At 66.9% G+C, this 19,088-nt stretch carries 17 protein-coding genes, 1 pseudogene and 1 riboswitch; of the genes and pseudogenes, 5 read left to right on the top strand and 13 right to left on the bottom strand.

Features of this window, described 5'->3' with window-relative positions:
* Positions 1 to 88: 88 nt before the first annotated feature.
* From ribH to ACE37B_RS20415, 5 genes are all read right to left on the bottom strand, one after another.
* Entirely contained in the window at positions 89 to 556 is a 468-nt protein-coding gene (gene ribH, locus ACE37B_RS20435) for a 6,7-dimethyl-8-ribityllumazine synthase (RefSeq protein ID WP_409925181.1), read from the bottom strand.
* Positions 553 to 1,845 (bottom strand): bifunctional 3,4-dihydroxy-2-butanone-4-phosphate synthase/GTP cyclohydrolase II, encoded by a 1,293-nt coding sequence (locus tag ACE37B_RS20430; protein WP_409925180.1) that lies wholly within the window; start codon positions 1,843 to 1,845, stop codon positions 553 to 555. Before ACE37B_RS20430 ends, ribH begins: the two co-directional genes overlap by 4 nt.
* Complete coding sequence (locus ACE37B_RS20425; protein ID WP_409925179.1) at positions 1,842 to 2,438, bottom strand: riboflavin synthase; 597 nt, start codon at positions 2,436 to 2,438, stop codon at positions 1,842 to 1,844. Before ACE37B_RS20425 ends, ACE37B_RS20430 begins: the two co-directional genes overlap by 4 nt.
* Positions 2,439 to 2,524: 86 nt before the next feature.
* Positions 2,525 to 2,670: riboswitch (FMN riboswitch) on the bottom strand.
* Positions 2,671 to 2,728: 58 nt separating this feature from the next.
* Entirely contained in the window at positions 2,729 to 3,430 is a 702-nt protein-coding gene (locus tag ACE37B_RS20420) for a phosphotransferase (RefSeq protein WP_409925178.1), read from the bottom strand.
* Between the two features lie 34 nt (positions 3,431 to 3,464).
* Entirely contained in the window at positions 3,465 to 5,894 is a 2,430-nt protein-coding gene (locus tag ACE37B_RS20415; protein WP_409925177.1) for an MMPL family transporter, read from the bottom strand.
* Positions 5,895 to 6,007: 113 nt separating this feature from the next.
* Here ACE37B_RS20415 and ACE37B_RS20410 point away from each other — a divergent pair, with 113 nt between their 5' ends.
* Entirely contained in the window at positions 6,008 to 6,622 is a 615-nt protein-coding gene (locus ACE37B_RS20410) for a TetR/AcrR family transcriptional regulator (protein ID WP_409925176.1), read from the top strand.
* Between the two features lie 22 nt (positions 6,623 to 6,644).
* Here the strand turns inward: ACE37B_RS20410 and ACE37B_RS20405 are convergent.
* The 3 genes and pseudogenes from ACE37B_RS20405 to ACE37B_RS20395 form a co-directional block, all read right to left on the bottom strand.
* Positions 6,645 to 6,926 (bottom strand): annotated as a pseudogene (locus tag ACE37B_RS20405) (AMP-binding protein); the annotation flags it as partial.
* An 85-nt stretch (positions 6,927 to 7,011) separates the two neighbouring features.
* A complete protein-coding gene (locus tag ACE37B_RS20400; protein ID WP_409925175.1) occupies positions 7,012 to 7,689 on the bottom strand; it encodes a DM13 domain-containing protein in 678 nt (225 codons plus the stop codon).
* Positions 7,690 to 7,801: 112 nt separating this feature from the next.
* Positions 7,802 to 8,542, bottom strand: a complete 741-nt coding sequence (locus tag ACE37B_RS20395; RefSeq protein ID WP_409925174.1) for an MOSC domain-containing protein — start codon at positions 8,540 to 8,542, stop codon at positions 7,802 to 7,804.
* Between the two features lie 97 nt (positions 8,543 to 8,639).
* On the opposite strand from ACE37B_RS20395, the gene ACE37B_RS20390 reads away from it, so the two are divergent.
* Positions 8,640 to 9,587: a 2-hydroxyacid dehydrogenase gene (locus ACE37B_RS20390; RefSeq protein ID WP_409925173.1), complete on the top strand. Its 948-nt coding sequence runs from the start codon at positions 8,640 to 8,642 to the stop codon at positions 9,585 to 9,587.
* A 10-nt stretch (positions 9,588 to 9,597) separates the two neighbouring features.
* On the opposite strand, the gene ACE37B_RS20385 is transcribed toward ACE37B_RS20390, so the two are convergent.
* The 3 genes from ACE37B_RS20385 to ACE37B_RS20375 form a co-directional block, all read right to left on the bottom strand.
* Complete coding sequence (locus ACE37B_RS20385) at positions 9,598 to 11,115, bottom strand: flavin-containing monooxygenase (protein ID WP_409925172.1); 1,518 nt, start codon at positions 11,113 to 11,115, stop codon at positions 9,598 to 9,600.
* A 68-nt stretch (positions 11,116 to 11,183) separates the two neighbouring features.
* On the bottom strand, positions 11,184 to 11,774 hold the full coding sequence (locus tag ACE37B_RS20380) for a DNA-3-methyladenine glycosylase I (protein WP_409925171.1): 591 nt from the start codon (positions 11,772 to 11,774) through the stop codon (positions 11,184 to 11,186).
* Between the two features lie 16 nt (positions 11,775 to 11,790).
* A complete protein-coding gene (locus ACE37B_RS20375; protein WP_409925170.1) occupies positions 11,791 to 12,633 on the bottom strand; it encodes an acyl-CoA thioesterase in 843 nt (280 codons plus the stop codon).
* An 85-nt stretch (positions 12,634 to 12,718) separates the two neighbouring features.
* On the opposite strand from ACE37B_RS20375, the gene ACE37B_RS20370 reads away from it, so the two are divergent.
* A complete protein-coding gene (locus tag ACE37B_RS20370) occupies positions 12,719 to 13,987 on the top strand; it encodes an alkyl sulfatase dimerization domain-containing protein (protein WP_409925169.1) in 1,269 nt (422 codons plus the stop codon).
* Positions 13,988 to 14,089: 102 nt separating this feature from the next.
* On the opposite strand, the gene ACE37B_RS20365 is transcribed toward ACE37B_RS20370, so the two are convergent.
* Positions 14,090 to 15,052 (bottom strand): fatty acid desaturase, encoded by a 963-nt coding sequence (locus tag ACE37B_RS20365; protein WP_409925168.1) that lies wholly within the window; start codon positions 15,050 to 15,052, stop codon positions 14,090 to 14,092.
* Positions 15,053 to 15,195: 143 nt separating this feature from the next.
* Here ACE37B_RS20365 and ACE37B_RS20360 point away from each other — a divergent pair, with 143 nt between their 5' ends.
* On the top strand, positions 15,196 to 17,703 hold the full coding sequence (locus tag ACE37B_RS20360) for a right-handed parallel beta-helix repeat-containing protein (protein ID WP_409925167.1): 2,508 nt from the start codon (positions 15,196 to 15,198) through the stop codon (positions 17,701 to 17,703).
* A gap of 29 nt (positions 17,704 to 17,732) precedes the next feature.
* Here ACE37B_RS20360 and ACE37B_RS20355 read toward each other — a convergent pair whose 3' ends face one another.
* A complete protein-coding gene (locus ACE37B_RS20355) occupies positions 17,733 to 18,545 on the bottom strand; it encodes an arginase family protein (RefSeq protein ID WP_409925166.1) in 813 nt (270 codons plus the stop codon).
* A gap of 65 nt (positions 18,546 to 18,610) precedes the next feature.
* Here ACE37B_RS20355 and ACE37B_RS20350 point away from each other — a divergent pair, with 65 nt between their 5' ends.
* Positions 18,611 to 19,075, top strand: coding sequence for a hypothetical protein (locus tag ACE37B_RS20350; protein WP_409925165.1), 465 nt, complete (start codon positions 18,611 to 18,613; stop codon positions 19,073 to 19,075).
* The last annotated feature ends 13 nt before the right edge of the window (positions 19,076 to 19,088 follow it).

Raw genomic sequence — 19,088 nt, 5'->3', positions numbered from 1 at the left:
TCGCATCGCAACCATCTCCGCCCACCGACATCCGACCGGCGCCGCGGTGAGCGAGCCGCAGCCCGCTCACCGCTGGGTGGGCTGAGTCTCAGGTCAGGACGGCGAGGTCGACGGCGGCGCGGGCGGCGTCATCGCCGACGTTGTGTTCGCCTGGGCCGCCGCTGCGAACGAGCGCCTGATCGTGGTCCTCGACGGTCAAGACACCGAAGCCGATCGGCACGTGCGTGTCGAGTTGCACCCGCATGACGCCCGACGCGCACCCGTCGGCGACCAGTTCATAGTGAGTCGTCTCGCCGCGGATCACGCAGCCGAGCACCACGATCGCGTCGACGTCACCCGACCTGGCGACCACTGAGGCGGCGAAGGGCAACTCGAAGGCTCCGGCGACGGTCCATTCACGGACCGAGACGCCGAGATCGTCGAGCGCCCGGTGCGCGCCCGCGGCCAGCCGCTCGACGATGTCGGTGTTCCACGTCGCTCGAACGATCCCGACCGACAACGGTCGATCCTGCACGGCCCTGCTCGTCGACGTCGGCTTGGCGTGCGGCGCCGTCACGACGCACCCTGCGGATCGAGGTCGAGATCGATGGTCAGGTCATGACCCATCCGTTCACGTTTCGTGCGAAGGTAGAACGCGTTCTCCTTCGTCGGTTCGATCTCGATCTGGATGCGTTCGACGATCTCGACTCCGAAGCCGAGCAACCCTCGGTACTTCGCCGGGTTGTTCGTCAGGAGGCGCAAGCTCGTCACGCCCAGGTCGACCAGGATCTGCGCGCCGATGCCGTACTCGCGGCTGTCGACCGGCAAGCCGAGCTCGAGGTTGGCGTCGACGGTGTCGCGACCGCGATCTTGGAGTTCGTACGCCTTGAGCTTGTGACCGAGGCCGATGCCACGCCCTTCATGGCCGCGCAGATACACCACCACGCCGGAGCCGTGCTCGGCGACCATGCGCATCGCAGCGTCGAGTTGCGGCCCGCAGTCGCATCGGCGCGAGCCGAACACGTCGCCGGTCAGACATTCGCTGTGCACTCGCACCACGACGCCGGCGGCAGCGTTGTCAGCCCCGATCGCCTCGTCGTCGCCCATCACGAACGCCAAGTGCTCGATGCCGTCGAGCGTCGACGAGAACGCGACGCATCGGAACACGCCCCACTGCGTCGGCATCTCGACGTCGGCGATCCGCTCGACCAACCGCTCGCTTCGGCGTCGATGGCGGATCAGGTCGGCGATCGTGATCATCACCAGATCGTGTGTCCGAGCGAACTCGGCCAACTCCGGCACTCGTGCCATGCCGGTCTTCGCGTCGTCGACGATCTCGCACAGCACACCCACCGGCTGCAGGCCGGCGAGCCGCGGGAGGTCGACGGCCGCTTCGGTGTGTCCCGCCCGCTTCAGCACACCACCGTCGCGGGCCTCGAGCGGCATCACGTGGCCCGGCCGAGCCAGGTCGTTCGGCTGCGTGTGCTCGTCGACCAGCGCACGAATCGTCGCCGCACGATCAGCCGCCGAGATGCCGGTGGATGTGCCGGCCTTGACGTCGACGCTCACGAGGAACGCCGTCTTCATGCTCTCGGTGTTGTCGGTCACCATCACGTCGAGATCGAGTTGGCGCGCCCGTTCGGACGTGATCGCTGTGCAGATGAACCCCGACGTGTGCCGGATGAAGAACGCCATCGCTTCCGGTGTCGCGAACTCTGCCGCCATGATGAGGTCGCCTTCGTTCTCCCGATCCTCGTCGTCGACGACGACCACGATCTCACCGCGTCGGATCGCATCGAGCGCCTGGTCGACCGTCCCGAACGGTGACCCCGCATCCACCGTGCGCTCCGAGGTCATCGCGGTCATGACTCGCTCCCGGTCTGGTTCGCATCGGTGAGGTTCGCGACCAGCAGCTTCTCGGCGTACTTCGCCATGACGTCGACCTCGATGTTGACGCGATCCCCGGGGCCTTTGACCCCGAGCGTCGTGATCGCTGCGGTGTGGGGGATGACCGCGACGGTGAAACTCGATGGCTTCGGCTCCACCACCGTCAGGCTGATGCCATCGACGGTCACCGATCCTTTCTCGACCACGTAGCGCATCAGCGCAGGGTCGACAGCGACTTCGAGATCCGGTGCGGCCGCCACGATCGTCCCCACGCCGTCGACGTGGCCTTGGACGAGATGACCACCGAGTCGGTCCTGCAGGCGGACCGGCCGTTCCAGATTGACCGATTCGCCGATCGACAGCGAACCGAGGCTCGTTCGATCGATCGTTTCTTGCGTGACTTCGGCGTCGAATCCGTCATCATCCCAGCTCACGACCGTCAGACAGCAACCATTGATCGCTATCGAGTCGCCGAGGCCGACATCGTCGAGCACCGCGTACGCACGGATGCGCAGGCGTTGACCATCACGCTCGGCGACAGCGCCGAGCTCTTCCACGATTCCCGTGAACATGTTCAGTTGTCTCCCAGTGAAGGGGCACGCGACGCGCACCCGTGTCTCTGGGGATCCGGGGGCGGGCGCGCGAGCGACCACACCCGAGTCCCTCGCTACCATCCGGACTCTGACCGTCGGCGCCTGAATTGCACAGGCTCAGTCCCCGATCTCGCCGGCGGGTGCCGGGTCGTTCGAGGAGTCGTGGGCTGTCACCACCGGTTGGGAATTTCACCCGACCCCGCGAGGGTTCGCGGATCTGGCGAAGTTAGCGACATCGCGCGACCGCCGACCCAACTGGGCGACGGATGTCACGCGCGGGGCGTCGACGCCTTCTTCAGACGCTTGCGCATCGCAGCAACGCCAACCCGTTCGTCGACCGTCAGATTCGCGTCGGCCAGACGATGATCGCAGGCCACGATCACGTACGGGTCGAGCAGCTTGGCTCCGCGGATGCGGCGGAACGCCTCGGCGAAGGCTCGCCGACCGATCGTGTCTCGCGCCGAATCGACTGGGAAGGTCGAGATCGTCACGTACGTCAGCGCCGCGTCGAAACCGGCCGGCCCGCCGGCCGCGTTGGCCCAGTCGATCACCATCGGACCGTGACGCTTCGACAGCATCACGTTCATCGGATGGAGGTCGAGATGCAGCACGCTCTCGGCATGATCCGGATCGGCAGTCGGCGCGAGCAGCCACTGCGGAGCTCGGATCTTCGCCAGCCTGCGTTGGAGCGAGGCGAGCGTGCGAGCGTGCAACGCGACCTTCCAGGACGCCTGGCGTACCGACTCGAGCATCGTCACCCCGTCGATGCGATCCATGATCATGTCCGTGCCGCCCACTTGATAGACGGTCGGCACCGGGTAGTCACGCTCGCGCACGTAGTGCATCACGCGTGCTTCGAACTCGGTGTCGTGCTCGTGGTCGCGGTACCTCCGCAGCACCCGGCCGTCGCCGAGGTCGTACACGTCCGCGTCGCGGCCCGATGCCAACAGTGGCCCCGGTGCGTCACTCATGCGACGAACGTACCGCACCCATCGGGTGGAGCGGTCAGGCGTCGACGGGGACGCGGTCGCCGCTCGTCTCGCCGGTTGTCTCGTCGGTTGATGGCACGGTCACGTCAGTGACCGGGGCGTCGTGGTGGCCTCCTTCGACGTTGAGCGTCGGCAACAGGCGATCGAGCCACTTCGGCAGCCACCAGTTGCGTTCGCCGAGCAGTTCCATCGTGGCTGGAACGAGCAGCATCCGCACCAGCGTCGCGTCGAGGAACACCGCCGAAGCCAGCCCGAGGCCGAACATCTTGATGACGCGCTGGTCTTCGAGCACGAAGCTGCCGAACACGACGACCATGATCGCGGCCGCAGCGGTGATCACCCGTGCCGTTGCGGCGAGGCCGTCGGCGACCGAGTTGGCAGCGTCGCCGGTCTTGTCGTATTCCTCCTTGATTCGCGACAGCAGGAAGACCTCGTAATCCATCGAGAGCCCGAACACGATCGCGAACAGCATCATCGGCAGGAACGGTTCGATCGGACCATTGCCCGTGCCGAGCAACTCGACGCCCCAGCCCCATTGGAAGACCGCGACGACGAGGCCGTAGGCGCCACCGATCGACAGCAGGTTCATGATGACCGCCTTGAGGGGCACGAGGATCGAGCGGAAGACCATCATCAACAGCAGGAACGACAGTGCGAGCACCGCAGCGAAGAAGATCGGGATGCGCTGGCTCAGGTACGAGCTGAAGTCGATGCTCGAGGCGGTCGAGCCGGTCACCAGCACCTCGAGATCGGTGTCGGCGGTCGCCGCCGGGAGCACCTCGTCGCGCAGCGTCTTGACCAGGTCCGAGGTCGCCTCGTCTTGCGGACCGGTCGAGGGCACGACCCGGATCAGCAGCGCGTTGCCGCTGTCGGAGGGGATCGGGCCGAGCGCTTGGGCGACGCCTGAGGTCTCGTTCAGGGTCGCGACCAACGACGATGCCGCGGGCAGGTCACCCGCGGAATCGACGTTCGCCACCAGCAGCAGCGGCCCGTTGCTGCCCGGACCGAACCCGTCAGCGAGCAACTCGTAGGCCTGTCGGGTGGTCGTGTCGTCGGCGAACGTGCTCTCGTCGCCGAAGCCGAGCCGAAGGCCCAACACCGGTGTGCTGAGCGCGAGCAACAGCACGGTCACACCGAGCGCCATCGGCCACGGGTGACGCTGCACGAACCGACTCCATCGATATGACCACGTCTCGCGGAGCGGCTTCTCGGTGCGCGGCGGCAAGGCCTCTCGCAGCTTCGGAACGAAGAACGAGGCAACCAGCGTGGAGACGAGCACCACGAGGCCGAGCAGCGCCATCGGCTGCACGCCGATGCCGACGCCGAGCACGCCGAACGACGCGCCGCCGGCCATGATCAGGCCGCGCCACCGGGTCGTCTCGACGCGCGATCCGGCGAAGCCGATCAACGCCGGGAGCAGGGTGACCGAGGCGACCATCGTGATGGCGACGGTGACCGCCGCGCCGGTCGCGAGGCCGTTGATGAACGACAGTCCCATGACGAACATGCCGAGCAGTGAGATCACGACGGTGAAGCCGGCGAACACCACGGCGCGCCCCGCCGTGTCGATGGCGGAGACGACCGCTGTCCGCCGCTCCATGCCGGCTCGCGTCCCCTCTCGGTATCGGGTCACGATGAAGAGGGCGTAGTCGATGCCGACCCCGAGGCCGATCATCGCGCCGAGGCTCGTCGCGAAGTCGGGAATCGACATGACGTTCGAGAGCAGGGAGATCGTGCCGACGCCGATCCCGACGCCGAACAGCGCCACACCGATCGGCAGGCCCATCGCGAGCACCGAACCGAACGCGAGGATCAAGATGACGATCGCGAAGGCGATACCGATCAACTCGCTCTCGGGCGGCTCGAACTCGGACAACGCGGCACCGCCGATCTCGATGTTGAGCCCGTCGACGTCGATCTCGGCGACGAACTCGGTGATCTCGGCGCCGATCTCGCTCGCGCGGATCTCGTTGGTGTCATCGGTGAACGCGAGCGTCGCATAGGCGATGCGCCCGTCGGGGGCGACCAGACCTTGCTGACGCCCGATGTCGGAGTACGGACTCGTGACCGTGACCTCCTCGAACGCCTCGACCTCGTCGAAGAGCTCCCCCATCGACGCGGCGATGGTCGCATCGTCGATGCCCTGTTCCGCCTCGAAGACGATCGAACCGGACAGGAAGCTGCCGGCGCTGCCGAAGTTCTCCTGCAGGATGTCGAAGCCACTCGCGGACTCCGAGTCAGGCGTGTCGAACGACGACTCCGACGACGTGCCGACCAGCGCGAGCGACACGAAGACGCCGACGAGGACGACGATCCAGGCCCCGAGGACACGACCGCGACGGTCGAACGCGAACCCGCCGAGACGTGCCCACACCGAGTGGGGGGCGGATCGGGCGGATCGGTCTTGGGGCGCAGTGACCCGCTCCGAGGTGGACAGTCTGTTCATAAGTGAACATCGTGCTCACTTTCTCGGTAGAATGCAACGATCGAGCACGTGTCGGGTGACACAGCAGCACCGCCACGAACCCAGCATGATCAACCCAGCATGATCAACCCAGCATGAACGACGAGCCCGACACGACGACGAGCGGCTACTGCGGTGCGTCCGACGCGTCGACCGACCCGCGGGTCGAACGGACGCGCCACGCCGTGATCACTGCGGGCATCCCGATCCTGCTGGAGAACGGCCCCGACGGCGTGACCCACGCAGCGATCGCGACGGCCGCGCGCGTCAGTCGCACGACCCTCTACAAGTACTGGCCGACACGTGCCGAGCTGCTCTTCGACATCTTGAACAACGTCAAGCCGCGCACGCGACCGGAGCTGTCCGGCGACATTCGCACCGACCTGTTGCACAAGGCAAACGAGATGGCCGAGGCCTTCGCGGATCCACGCCTCACCAAGGTGTTCAGTGCACTGATCACGCAAGCGCAGTGGGACGACGAGACGAACCACGCGCAAGAGGCACTGATCGAGGCCGGGCTCGCCGACATGCAGACGGTGCTCGAGGCAGCCGTCGAGAACGGTCAGTTGTCGGAGCGCATCGAACCGATCCACGCGGTCAGTCGCCTCGTCGGCCCGATGTTTTTCGCAGCGCTCATCGCCCGCCGGCCGATGGACGCCGACGACGTCGAGCGACTGGTCGACGACTGGCTCGCCTCCATACGCCCCTGACGAATGAGTGCGACAGAGTGGGTCAGAACGGGGTTCGCAGGTCGCGGGCGAGCACGTTGACCGAACCGGTCTTCGGCAGATCGTCCATCCACGTCATCGATCGCGGGATCTCGCGGGCGGCGTTGATCCCTTCGATGACACCGACCGAGTTCTGTCGGCACCAGACGACCTTCGATCCGCGCGCGACCCCGTGATCGGCGAGCACGTGGGTGAGCTGATTCGACCGACGCTCGAGTTCGGTATAGGTACAGATCCGCACGTCGACGCCCACGCGATCGTCGATGACGGCGACCTTGTCGGGTTGGTTCGCAGCGCGCGGTCAGCAGATCGTCATCTCGCTGCCGTACCAAGTGACGCTCAGCCGGCTCCGGTCGAAGCGTCACGCTCGGTCACACGAGATCAGCGGCGGTGAACGGTGTCGAGAAGCGCACACACCAGACGACCACCGTGTCGTAGATCGAAAGGTCGACGCCGACGGGGATCTCGTAGTTCTGATCGCCGATGTTGCCCTTCAGGACGCCGAGGTCGATGAAGTCGTCGTCGAAGGCTCCGCTCGGGCCGTCCGCGTCGGAGACCGAGAGGTAGACCCGCAGGTCGGGGCCGTTGTCGGTCGAGAAGTTCTCGAATCGAACGAAGCGCTGCTCACTCCCGTCGTTCAGCACGACGGCGCGACCTTCGCCGCTGTAGCGACCGAGCGGGATGAACGAACCCTCCGCGAGCGTGACGATCTGGGGCGCTGGCGGGGAGGTGGCCGCGGGCGCCTCGTCGGGCACAGGCTCGTCGGCGGCCACACGCTCTGAATCCGTCGCCGGATCCGTCGCGGACTCGGTCGGCGTCGGCAGCTCGGTGTCACCGATGGTCGTCGTGTCAGCACCGTCGCCGGTCACCTCGGCGTCGACCGCGACCGCAGCCGCACCCGAATCGAAGACGGGGCCAGCTTCGTCGACCTTGTCGTCGATGAACAGCGTGTGCACACCGAACACCGCGAAGGCGAGGTAGGCGATCACGCCGAGTCCGACGACCGTGACCGGAAGCAGGACCTTGAGATGGCGGCGAATCCACTGCATGCATGCACCGTATTCGACGGGCGAACGGTCGGGTTTCGGAACTCGGATCGTTCGCGAGCCGTTTCCGACTCGGAAAGAGGTCGGTGGCGACCGATCTACGGGTCGGCGGGCGTCAGAACGGGCTGACGGTGACGGGTGCTCCCGTCGTGATCGTCCCCGGACGAAGAACCGACGCGTACCAGCGGCTGGTGCCGGGGTGGCGGTCGTGATCCATCACCATGAAGTCGCCGTCCAGGAACCACGGCGCGTTCTTCTTGCACGGTGTCGCCGGTGCGCTGAGCTGGCACCTCACGTCGCCGATGTCGATGATCGTCCCGCCGCGCAGCGTCGACCAGTCGACGCCTGCGATGGTCACGTTCTCCCCGGCGCGTCCCGGCTCGAGCGGATGCCCGGCCGCGGCGAAGTCGTCGATCACCTCGGCGCTCCACAAGCACAGCGCCTGCCACGGCCGGCCGTGGTGCAGTCGAGTCGACTGCACATCGCCGACGATGCCGCGTCGCTCGACGTCGGCGTCGTCGATGCGCGTCTTCGGGACCCCGCCCGACGAGGTGTTGAGCGCTGCGACCGATCCCCGTTGATGCGGCACCGCATCGCCCGCCGCCCGCCGAACGTCGGCGAGCGAGACCAGCCCGTGCATCAGGTGATGCACCTTGTCGAACAGATCCTCGGCGGCGGTGATCGCCTTGAGGTCGTCGATGCGTCGGGCTTCCAGCTTCTCATCGAGTCGTCCGGTCGCGCCGTCGCACCATCCGACGAGCAACTCCTCGGCGTGCGCGAGCGTTCGGTTCGCGTCCTGTTCGTTCCATTCCCCCCGCTCGAACCCGCAGCGGTCACACGACTCGACACCGATCATCCACCGACTCTACGCCCAGCGACAGAGTGGGTCTGACCCACTCTGTCGCTCGCGGTGCTCCTTGTCGCGAGCGGCGTCGTCGTGCGAGGCTCCAGGCGTGCTTCCGCTCGTCGCGTACGTCCGCCGGACCGACTGGCCGCCACACCTCGAATTGATCGAGCGGCTCCGCACCGCGCTCCCGGATGTCGAACTCGCCGTGCTCGCCGACATCGCACCGCAACGACTCGCCGAGGTGCGCGTGGCGATCGTCGACGGGCCCACCGCCGAGCAGCTGGCAACGATGCCCGCCCTGCAACTCGCGCACAGCACGTGGGCTGGCGTCGAGACGGTGCTGCCGATCGTGCCGGCTGGCGTCGCCGTCGCCCGGATGGTCGACCCGCAGTTGGCCGACACGATGGCCGAGGCCGTCCTGGCGTGGACGCTGTACCTCCATCGCGACATGCCGAGGTACGCCAGTCAGCAGCGCGCCGCGACGTGGGTTCCTCGACCGCTGGTTCGGACCAGCGATCGACGAGTCGGCATCGTCGGCCTCGGCATGCTCGGCACCCGCGCCGCCGAGCGGCTCGTCGCGAACGGGTTCACGGTGGCGGGATGGTCGCGTTCACCCAAGGCGGTGTCGGGCGTCGAGTGCTTCCACGGCGACGACGGACTCGTCGCCCTGCTCGAGCGGTCCGACATCATCGTCGACCTGCTTCCGCAGACGAGCGACACGATCGGACTCCTCGACGGCGACGCGTTCACGGCGATGCCCGCCGGTGCGTCGTTGATCAACTTCGGCCGCGGTGCGACCGTCGACGACGATGCGCTCTTGGCCGCGCTCGATCGTCGCCACCTCGACCACGCCGTGCTCGACGTCTTCATCGTCGAACCGCTGCCACCCGAGCATCGCTACTGGGCGCACCCCCACGTCACCGTGCTCCCCCACATCTCGGGGCCGACGAGCCCCGACACCGCGGCGGTCATCGCCGCGGCGAACGTCCGACGCTTCCTCGCCGACGGCACGTTGCCCGCCGACGCCATCGTCGATCCGTCCCGCGGCTATTGATCGAGCGCGATCAGGCCGGCGCGGGTTGGCGCACGGGTGAGCTGAACTCGATCACGCCGTCGTCGACGTCGACGTCAGGTCCGAGCAGCACCTTGCGGTCGTACTTGTAGCTCTGCGCCGCCGTCCAAGGATCGCGGTCGCCTTGCTTGGGATAGGCGTCGATGCTGCGTTGCATGTACCCGGCCGGGAAGTCGTCGACGTAGGGACGGCGCGCCATGTCCGGATCGTCCTGGATCGGCATCGCCCGCGTCGAGCCGTTCTCGGCCATCTTGTTCAGCAGGCGACAGACGTACCGTGCGACGAGATCGGCACGAAGCGTCCACGACGCGTTGATGTATCCGAACGTCGTCGCGAGATTCGGGACTCCCGAATACATGAAGCCCTTGTAGGTGAACGTGTTCGCGAGATCGACCGGCTCACCGTCGACCACCGGCGTGACCCCGCCGAGCGCCAGCATCTCGAGACCGGTGGCCGTGACGATGATGTCGGCATCGAGATGCTCGCCGCTCGCCAGCGCGATGCCCGACTCGGTGAACGTGTCGATGTGATCGGTGACGACCGTGGCCGTGCCAGCCTTGATCGCCTCGAAGATGTCGGCGTCGGGTGACAGACACAGCCGCTGATCCCACGGGTTGTAGTTCGGCGTGAAGTGCGGGTCCATCGGGAAGTCGTCGCCGAGCGCCTTGCGCACCTCTTTGTTGATCAGCGCCTTCACCTTCTCCGGGTTCTTGCGCGACTGCCGGTACACGAGTTCGGATCGCGTCGAGTTGATCTTGCGAATCACGCGGTACGCGACGGTTTCCGGCAACACTTTGCGCAGGCCGACGATGATCGGGTTGCGGTTCGGCGCAGGGAAGATCCACGTCGGCGAGCGCTGCAACATGGTGACGTGCGCACCCTGGTCCGCGAGCGCCGGTACCAGCGTGACCGCCGTCGCGCCGGAGCCGATGAGGACGATCTTCTTGCCGTCGAGGTCGGCCGCGTCGTGGAGGTCGTCGGGCCACATCTGCGGATGGACGATGCGACCGGCGAACGCCTCCTCGCCCGGAAAGTCGGGGCGGTGCGGGTTCGTGTACGAGTAGTAGCCACTGCACATCTGCAGCCAGTTGCAGGTGATCGACGAGGTCTCACCGGTCGGCTCACCGTCGGCGCCGAGGTGCTGGAGCGACACCGTCCAACGCGACGTGTCGGAGTCCCACGACGCGGCGACCACCTTGCGGCCGAACGTGATGTGGCGCATCACGTCGTGCTCCTCCGCGGTCTCCACGACGTACGCCTTGATCGACGGGCCATCCGCGATGCCGATGTCGCTTGCCCACGGCTTGAAGTCGTAGCCGAGGGTGTACATGTCGGAATCGGATCGGATGCCGGGATAGGTGAACAGATCCCACGTCCCGCCGAGGTCATCTCGGGCTTCGACGATCCGATACGACAACGTCGGACACTCCCGGGTGAGATGGCACGCCATCCCGATGCCCGACAGGCCCGCTCCGACGATCAACACGTCCACATGCGACTGGTTCCCCATGACGCGACGGTACCGCCGACGAGTCCCCGACCGAAAACGACAGAGTGGGTCTGACCCACTCTGTCGCATCAGGTCGCCAGCAGGGCGCGGCGTTCCGATTCGCAGGCGTCGCGGACGAAGCACGAATCGTCGTGGTCGTTCGTCAGCCCTTCGGACTGCATGAACGCGTAGGCCGTGGTCGGACCGAAGAACCTCCAACCGCGGCGCTTGAGTTCCTTCGCCAACGCCGCCGAATGCTCCGTCGACGCCGGGATGCCCCCGTCGACGGTTCGCTCCGGATCGACGACCGCCCAGCTCCAGATCCAGTCGACCAGCGACCCCTCTCGCTCGACCAACTCCATCGCGCGTTGCGCGTTGTTGATCGTCGCTTCGATCTTGCCGCGATGTCGGATGATGCCGGCATCGCCCAGCAGGCGCTCGACGTCACGGTCGCCGAACCGAGCCACCCGCTCGATGTCGAAGTCGGCGAACGCAGCGCGGAAGTTCTCGCGCTTGCGCAGGATCGTCAGCCAGCTCAGCCCCGACTGGAACCCCTCGAGGCAGATCTTCTCGAACAGGCGACGCGCGTCGGTGGTCGGACGGCCCCACTCGTGGTCGTGATAGGCGAGGTACTGCTCGTCGGTGGTCGGCCACGAGCAACGGATCCGCTCTTCGGTCACGATTCATGAACCCCGTTCACGACTCGGGCACGCCCGCGGGCTTCTCGCGACGACGTCGCAACAACACCTCCTGGGTGAACGACGCGGCATGCACGCCGGCTTGAGTCATCGCGTCGCCGCTCACCAGACCCCGACCTCCCGACAGTCCGTGCGACGTGAGGTCGAACCAGTGCCACTCGTCGGCCCGACTCTCGCGATGGAACCACAGCGAATGGTCGAGGCTGGCTCCGATGAACTTGAACCGGTCGGAGGCGTCGTTGGTGAAGTCGGGGTGCGGTGACCGGCCGGCGCGTGACGGCGCCGCGTCGGACATGAACGCCAGACCGCACAGGTGCAGGTCGGGATCGTCGCCCAGGTCGGCGTCGAGGCGGATCCAGTAGCCGAGTCGATCAGCCGACGCGTCGGCCGCACGGCGATCGAGCAAGGCGCCCCACGAGAAGTCGGCCAGCGACGGATCGTCGGGAGACTTCACCGAGTCGGGGATCGAGTTCAACTGGACGTCGGCCTCGTCTTCGTCGACCTGGAACGACACCGACAGGTTGAGGATCGCGCCGGCCGACTGGCGCGCGACCACCTGGCGCGTGCAGAACGAACGTCCGTCGCGGAGCCGCTCGACTTCGAAACGGATCGGCTCGTCGGGCGAACCCGGGCGGATGAAGTAGGAGTGCAGCGAGTGCGCCCGCCGCTCGGTGTCGACCGTGTGGATCGCCGCCCGCAACGCCTGCGCGACGACTTGGCCGCCGAACAGGCGATCACCCCACGGGTAGCGGGCGACGATGCCGACGAAGGTGTCGGGTCCGTGCGGCTCCAGGTGCATCAGATCGCGAAAGTCGACGTCTCGGATCTTCGGAGCAGGCATTCGACCAGTCTGCCAGCACGACCGAGCTCCGTCCGAAGAACACATCCGTGCCGTCGAGGAGGTGCCCAGGAAATAGGGTCGCGGCATGGACGACCTCCTCGAACTGTCGGCGGCCATCGTCGAGAGCGGCGACATCGACAAACCCTTCAACCGGATCACCAACGAGTTGAGCGAGGTCGCCGACGGCCTCGCGGTCGTCGAGTCGTTCAGCCACAGCGTCGTCGTCGACTCCGGCGATGGACTCGTCGCGTTCGACGCGTCGCACGCCAACACCGGCGCCGCGGTCGTCGACGCGATCCAAGGGTGGCGCTCCGATCCGGTTCGTCGGCTCATCTACACCCACGGCCACGCCGATCACGTCGGCGGCTCGATCCACTTCGACGCGGCCTACGACGGCATCGACGTGGTCGGCCATGAGAACGTCGCTCGTCGATTCGATCGCTACCGCACCACGAACTCATGGAACGTGCTGATCAACGCTCGCCAGTTCGGCGGTGTCCGCGGTGACTTCCAGATGGGTGACGGCGAAGCACCGAACTTCATCCCGCCCGACACGTTGCACCCCACGCACGTGGTCGGCGACCACGACACGATCGAGATCGGGTCGCGAACGATCGAGTTGCATCACGCTCGAGGAGAAACCGACGATCACCTCTGGGGCTGGATGCCGAATGAGCGGTGGTTGTTCGCCGGCGACTTCGTGATCTGGAACTTCCCCAACGCCGGCAACCCGCAAAAGGTGCAGCGCTTCCCGATCGAGTGGGCGGCCGCCCTGCGCGACATGGCGTCGCGCCGTCCGGAGATCCTGCTGCCAGCGCACGGACTGCCGGTCGGCGGCGCCGATCGCATCGAGGAGATGCTGACCACGATCGCCGGTGCGCTCGAACACCTCGTCGCCAACGTGCTCGAGATGATGAACGCCGGGGAGGTACTCGACACGATCATCCACAGCGTTCGCGTCGACGGCGACCTGCTCGCCAAGCCGTACCTGCGGCCGTTGTACGACGAACCGGAGTTCGTGATCCGAAACGTGTGGCGTCAGTTCGGTGGATGGTGGGACGGCGCGCCGAGCCGGCTGAAGCCGTCACCCGATGCGGTCTTGGCGAGCGAACTCGCCGCGCTCGCTGGCGGTGCCGAGAAGCTGGCGGCGCGTGCCGCCGAACTCGCAGGGGTCGAGGACTTCCGCCTCGCCTCGCACCTCGCCGACCTCGCGGCGTGGGCAGCGCCCGACGACGCTGCGATCCACGGCATCCGCGCCGACGTCTATCGAGCGCGCCGGGCGGCCGAGACGTCGCTCATGGCCAAAGGCATCTTCGCCGGTGCCATGCGCGAATCGCAGGCGATCACCGACTAGCCAGCGCCACAGGTCATCGTGCCTGGCACCATGACCTCGCACCATGACCTCACTCGAAAGGTCATCGTGCCTGGCACCATGACCTCGCCGTCACGTCGTCGTTCAGCGGGTGACGTGGCGCCAGAAGTCGCGGTAGCTCGGGTAGGTGATCTCCGGCGTGATCCAACCGTCGGCGACGAGCGCCTCGTGGAGCCGGGGCAGATTGCGCCACGTGACGCCCATGTCGACGTGGTGCGCCAGGTGCCAGCCGGTGTGGTACGGCACGATCCAGTAGCGAGCGAGCCACGTCTGGCGGACCACGTGGGTGGTCTGACGACGATCGCGTGATCGGATCATGCCGCCGTGCTCAGCGATGGCCCGCAGCCGGTTGGTGAACTGCCAGATCGTCAACCACGACACGATCCACACGACATATGCCAGCGGGCGAGCGAACGCGATCGACAGCGCCAACATGGCGATCTGCACACCGACGACCTGCCACGCCTCGGTGCCACCGTTGCGCAGCGCCCCACCGAGCTGCTTCATCCGCTTGTACCCGGTAACACCGGTGAGGTCGCGGCGCAGCTTGCGATGCCACGAGTCGGCCGGAATCGGATAGCCCGAGTACAGGTTCATGTCGGGCTCGTCCGGGCCCATCTCGTCGCGGTGATGTGCGAAATGCGCGCGCCGGTAGGCGAGCGTCGGCTGCAGCGTCGGGTAGCCGAGCACCCAGCGACCCACATGGTCGTTGGCCCAGCGCTTCGAGAAGAGCAGTCGATGCGCTGCTTCGTGAGCAAGGATGTTGAGACACACATGGCCGCGTGCCATCAACACGAACGCAAGGGCATACGACCACCAGGTGTGGATGACCGCCGCGACGATCACGACGCCGAACGACTGCACCACGCAACCCACCACGGTGACGAGGTTGCGCAGGTCCGCGATGCGACGGAGTTCGTCGCGCCACGGCCGCGTCGGCACGCCTCGGTCGTTGAACCGCTCGGTAGGGAGCACATCGGTGAGCGCGTCGCCCATGGGCACCAGCACGCCGGGAGTCGGCGACGAGATCACGTCGGTCGTGGCCATGGGATCCACGGTATCGGCCGTTGGTCGTCGACTCCGAAGCATCCGATCCGGAGTTCGACGATCCCAGCATCCGCGATGATCGCTCGATCACCGTCTAAGAAATCAAGGCGAAGCGGAATCGCATCGCTCGCCAAGACGTACCCATGACCTCACCACGCTCGTCCACACCGCGGCCGCGTCGACCCGATGTCTCGACGCGCTCGCGGCGACGACGGTTCGCTCCGGCGATCACGGTGGCACTGCTCGCTGCTACTGGCACGACGGCGGCGCTGTCGACCCGAACCGTCGAGGCCGTCGACTTCGTGGTCGACACGTTCAGCGATGATCCGGCCGACGGCGACACACTTCGCGAAGCGGTGACCGTCGCGAACGCACATCCTGGTCCGGACCGTATCGCCTTCGCCGCGAGCCTCGGCCCCGGAACGGTCACCCTGCAGTCACCACTCGTGATCAGCGACGACCTCGAACTCACCGGCGGCGGCGTCGTCGGCATCACCAACCCCACCGGTGACGCGTTCGTGCTCACCGCGAGTGCCGACTTCACGCTCACCGGCGTCACCGTCGACGGCACCGGCGGCGCGGCGATCAGCACGCTGAACCCGGTCGACGTCGGGGGCGACGTCGACCTGGCCGACGTGACGATCACCGGGAGCGGTGGATCTGCCATCGACGTCACGCTCGACGGCGGCCTGCAGATCGATGACGGCACGGTCACCAGCAACGACGGTGGTGTCACGATCCGCGCCACCGGCGCGCCGGTGCAGATCACCTCGACCACGATCACCGGAAACGGGCACGGCCTGCGCATCGACGACGCTGACGACATCATCACGTTCACGAACCTGACGACGGGCGACAACGAGGCCGACAACGTCGTCCTCACTGGCATCGAACGCAGCATCGTCATCACCGACTCGTCGTTTGCTGCCAGCCGCTCGGGGTCGGGGCTCGTGATCGACACCGTCGACGACGACGTCGTGCTCACCGGCGTCGCCGTCAGCGAGAACGCGCTCGACGGGGCGACGATTGCCGACATCTCCGGGTCCGTGACGATCACCGACTCCTGGTTCGACACCTCGGCAGCGGGGAATGGGCTGACGATCCGCCAGGCCGACGACGCGATCCTCACCAACCTGCGCGCCACCGGCAACGCTGAGGCTGGCCTCGAGGTCGGCGCCGTGTTCGGTGCGACCATCATCTCCCGCACGATCGTGACGGCGAACGAGACCGGTGTCGTGCTCGACGACGCCGGCGGGTTCGTGAGCATCACCGATTCCACATCCGCCGACGCGTCCAGCGCGGGCGTCGTGGTGTCCAACAGTTTCGCCACCACCCAGATCGAACGATCGACGATCTCGGGGAATGCGGGCCCGGCGATCTCCTCGTCGGCCATCGGCCCGATCCACGTGGTGACCTCCACCTTGACCGGCAACGCCACAGCCGGTGCCGCCGCCGTCGTCGACCAGACGGAGCCGGGATCGACGTTGTCGGTTCGTCACGCCACCGTCGTCGACAACGGCACACTCGCAAACGCCGCACCCGTGTTCAGTTCGCCGGCGGGTACGGTCGATCACTCGATCGTCACCGGCAACGCCACCGACGGTCTCGGGCCGATGACCTTCGCGCACTCGATCCTTCCCATCGGATCGTCCGCTGGGCCATCCAACATCGAACACGACGACCCCGTGGTCGGGCCACTCGGCGGCCACGGCGGGCCGACGCTCACGATGCTGCCGATCCCGGGCTCCGTCGCCATCGACGGCGGCGACGCCGCAGCCGCGTCACCAGGGCCCACCGATCAACGCGGACAGGCCCGCGTCCAGGCAGCAGCGCTCGACATCGGCGCGGTCGAAGTCGGCCCAGACGACGAAGCGAGCACCACGACGATCAGCACCACGACGATCAGCGCCACGACGATCAGCACCACGACGATCAGCGCCACGACGATCAGCGCAGAGACGACCACGACCGTCAGCGCGGAGAGCACCACGACGATCAGCGCCGAGACGACCACCAGCGCACCCTCCCCCTCCACCACGGCGACACCGACCACCACCGAGCCATCGACGACGCCCACGTCGAGCAGCACGACGTCCCCCACCACGTCCCCCACCACGAGCACCGTTGCAGCCAGCACCGTTCCAGCCAGCACGATTCCGCCGTCCACGGTCGAGGGTCCGTCCGACAATGACGAGAGCAACGACTCGACGGCACCAGTGACGCTCTCCAACACTCCGCCGATCATCCAGCCGATCCTTGCTCGCACCATCAGCGCCGGCATGGAGACCGTGCTGCCGGTCACGCTGCGCGACGCCGATGGCGACCCGGTCTGGATCCGAGCGACCGCCAACGATCGATCAGTGCTCGAGATCATCAGCATCAGTCGGCTCACGCCCAGCGGCGGCAACGCGCTCTTCGATCACCGCTACGAGGTGCTGGTTCGCGGTCGCACGCAGGGCTCAGCCGTCATCACCGTGGTCGCCGACGACGGTCAGGCGACCGCGAGCGGCTCCTCGGTCGTGGTCGTGGTGGAGGCCACGTTGCCGGCTACCGGATCGAATGCGCCGCGCCAGGTCATCATGATTGCCAGCGCGCTCGCTGCCGCCGGAGTGATCGTCCTGCTGACGACTCGCCGCCGCCGTCACGTCTGAGCGGGCACGACCGAGCGGCGTCTCGCACGTCAGCGACGATCGAGCATCGCCCCGGCGATCTCCTTCACGAGCTTCGCACCGACCATCGCCGTCATGTCGACGAGGTCGCGGCTCGGGTTGAGTTCGACGATGTCGGCACCGACGAGCGGGCCGGGCAACGCGTCGATCACGTCGAGCACCTCACGCACGGTCAGGCCGCCGGGTTCGTGATGCGACACCCCCGGCGCCACCGACGGGTCGAACCCGTCCAGGTCGACGGAGAGGTAGATCGGCCCACGCAGCGACGACGGATCGAAATGCTCGAGCTCTCGCGGCGACAGCATCGTCACGCTCCATCTCTCGCCCTGCTCTCGCTGGTGCGGGGTGGCGGTTCGGATCCCGAGTTGAACGAGCGTGGTCATGCAGCCCACTTCGAGAGCCCGAGCGAACGGTGACGCGTGGCTCAGCGGGTTCCCGTCGAGATCGTCGTAGATGTCGGGGTGCGCGTCAATGTGCACGACCGTGAGCTCCGGGTGATGATCGCCGACGGCACGCAGGATCGGGAAGGTGATCGAATGATCACCGCCCAACGTGATCACCTGCCGTCCCACGCTCAGTTGCCGGTCGATCGCCGCCGTGATCGCATCGGCATCAGCAACGCTCCCTCGCTCATTGCTCACCTCGATGTCGCCGAGATCGTCGAGGTGTTCGATGACATCGACCGAACGCTCCGTCGAGTGGTTGCCCGAACCCGAACGCAACGCGGCGCGAATCGCAGCAGGGCCGGCCGCAGCGCCGAACAGATGCGACGAGTTGGCGTCGATCGCGATCCCCACCAGCGAGATCGGCGTCGTCTCGGTCATCGCCATCATCGTGATCCCAGCCGCATCCACACAGTGTGCCTGGTCCGGTCGGTACCGTGCCGGTCATGGCGCGCCTCGACGACATCGGTGAGCAGGACGGATGGCGGTGTTGGCTCTGCGATGAGCCCGTCGACCGCGAGCGATCGGTCAACGACGATCGCGGACCGAGCGTCGACAGTCGCATGACCGAGCGCAAGGCCAAGGCCAAGAGCAAGAAGCGGCGGGGAAGCGGTGAGGTCAGCGAACGGCTGGCCCACCGGTCGTGCAACACCGGCAAGGGCAACACCGAGGCGGTCGTCCCGTGGGCCGACCACCTCTTCGTCGTCGACCCGTCACCGATCATCCCCAGCGTGGAATGCCTCGCCACCAAAGGAGGTCGAGAAGTGATGGCGCGATGTCCGTCGCGCGCCGACGCCGAGGAGACCGCAGCATGGCTGCTCGATCGAATCTCGCGTCTCGAACCCGACCTCACCGTGTCGATCGACATCGACGAAGGTGGCGGACAGTTTCTCGTGGCGCTGCGCGTCTGAGTCCGTTCCGTGC

The sequence above is a fragment of the Ilumatobacter sp. genome (genome assembly GCF_046290335.1).
In the GTDB taxonomy this organism is placed as follows: Bacteria; Actinomycetota; Acidimicrobiia; order Acidimicrobiales; family Ilumatobacteraceae; genus Ilumatobacter_A.
This window is presented reverse-complemented; position numbering and strand designations above follow the sequence as displayed.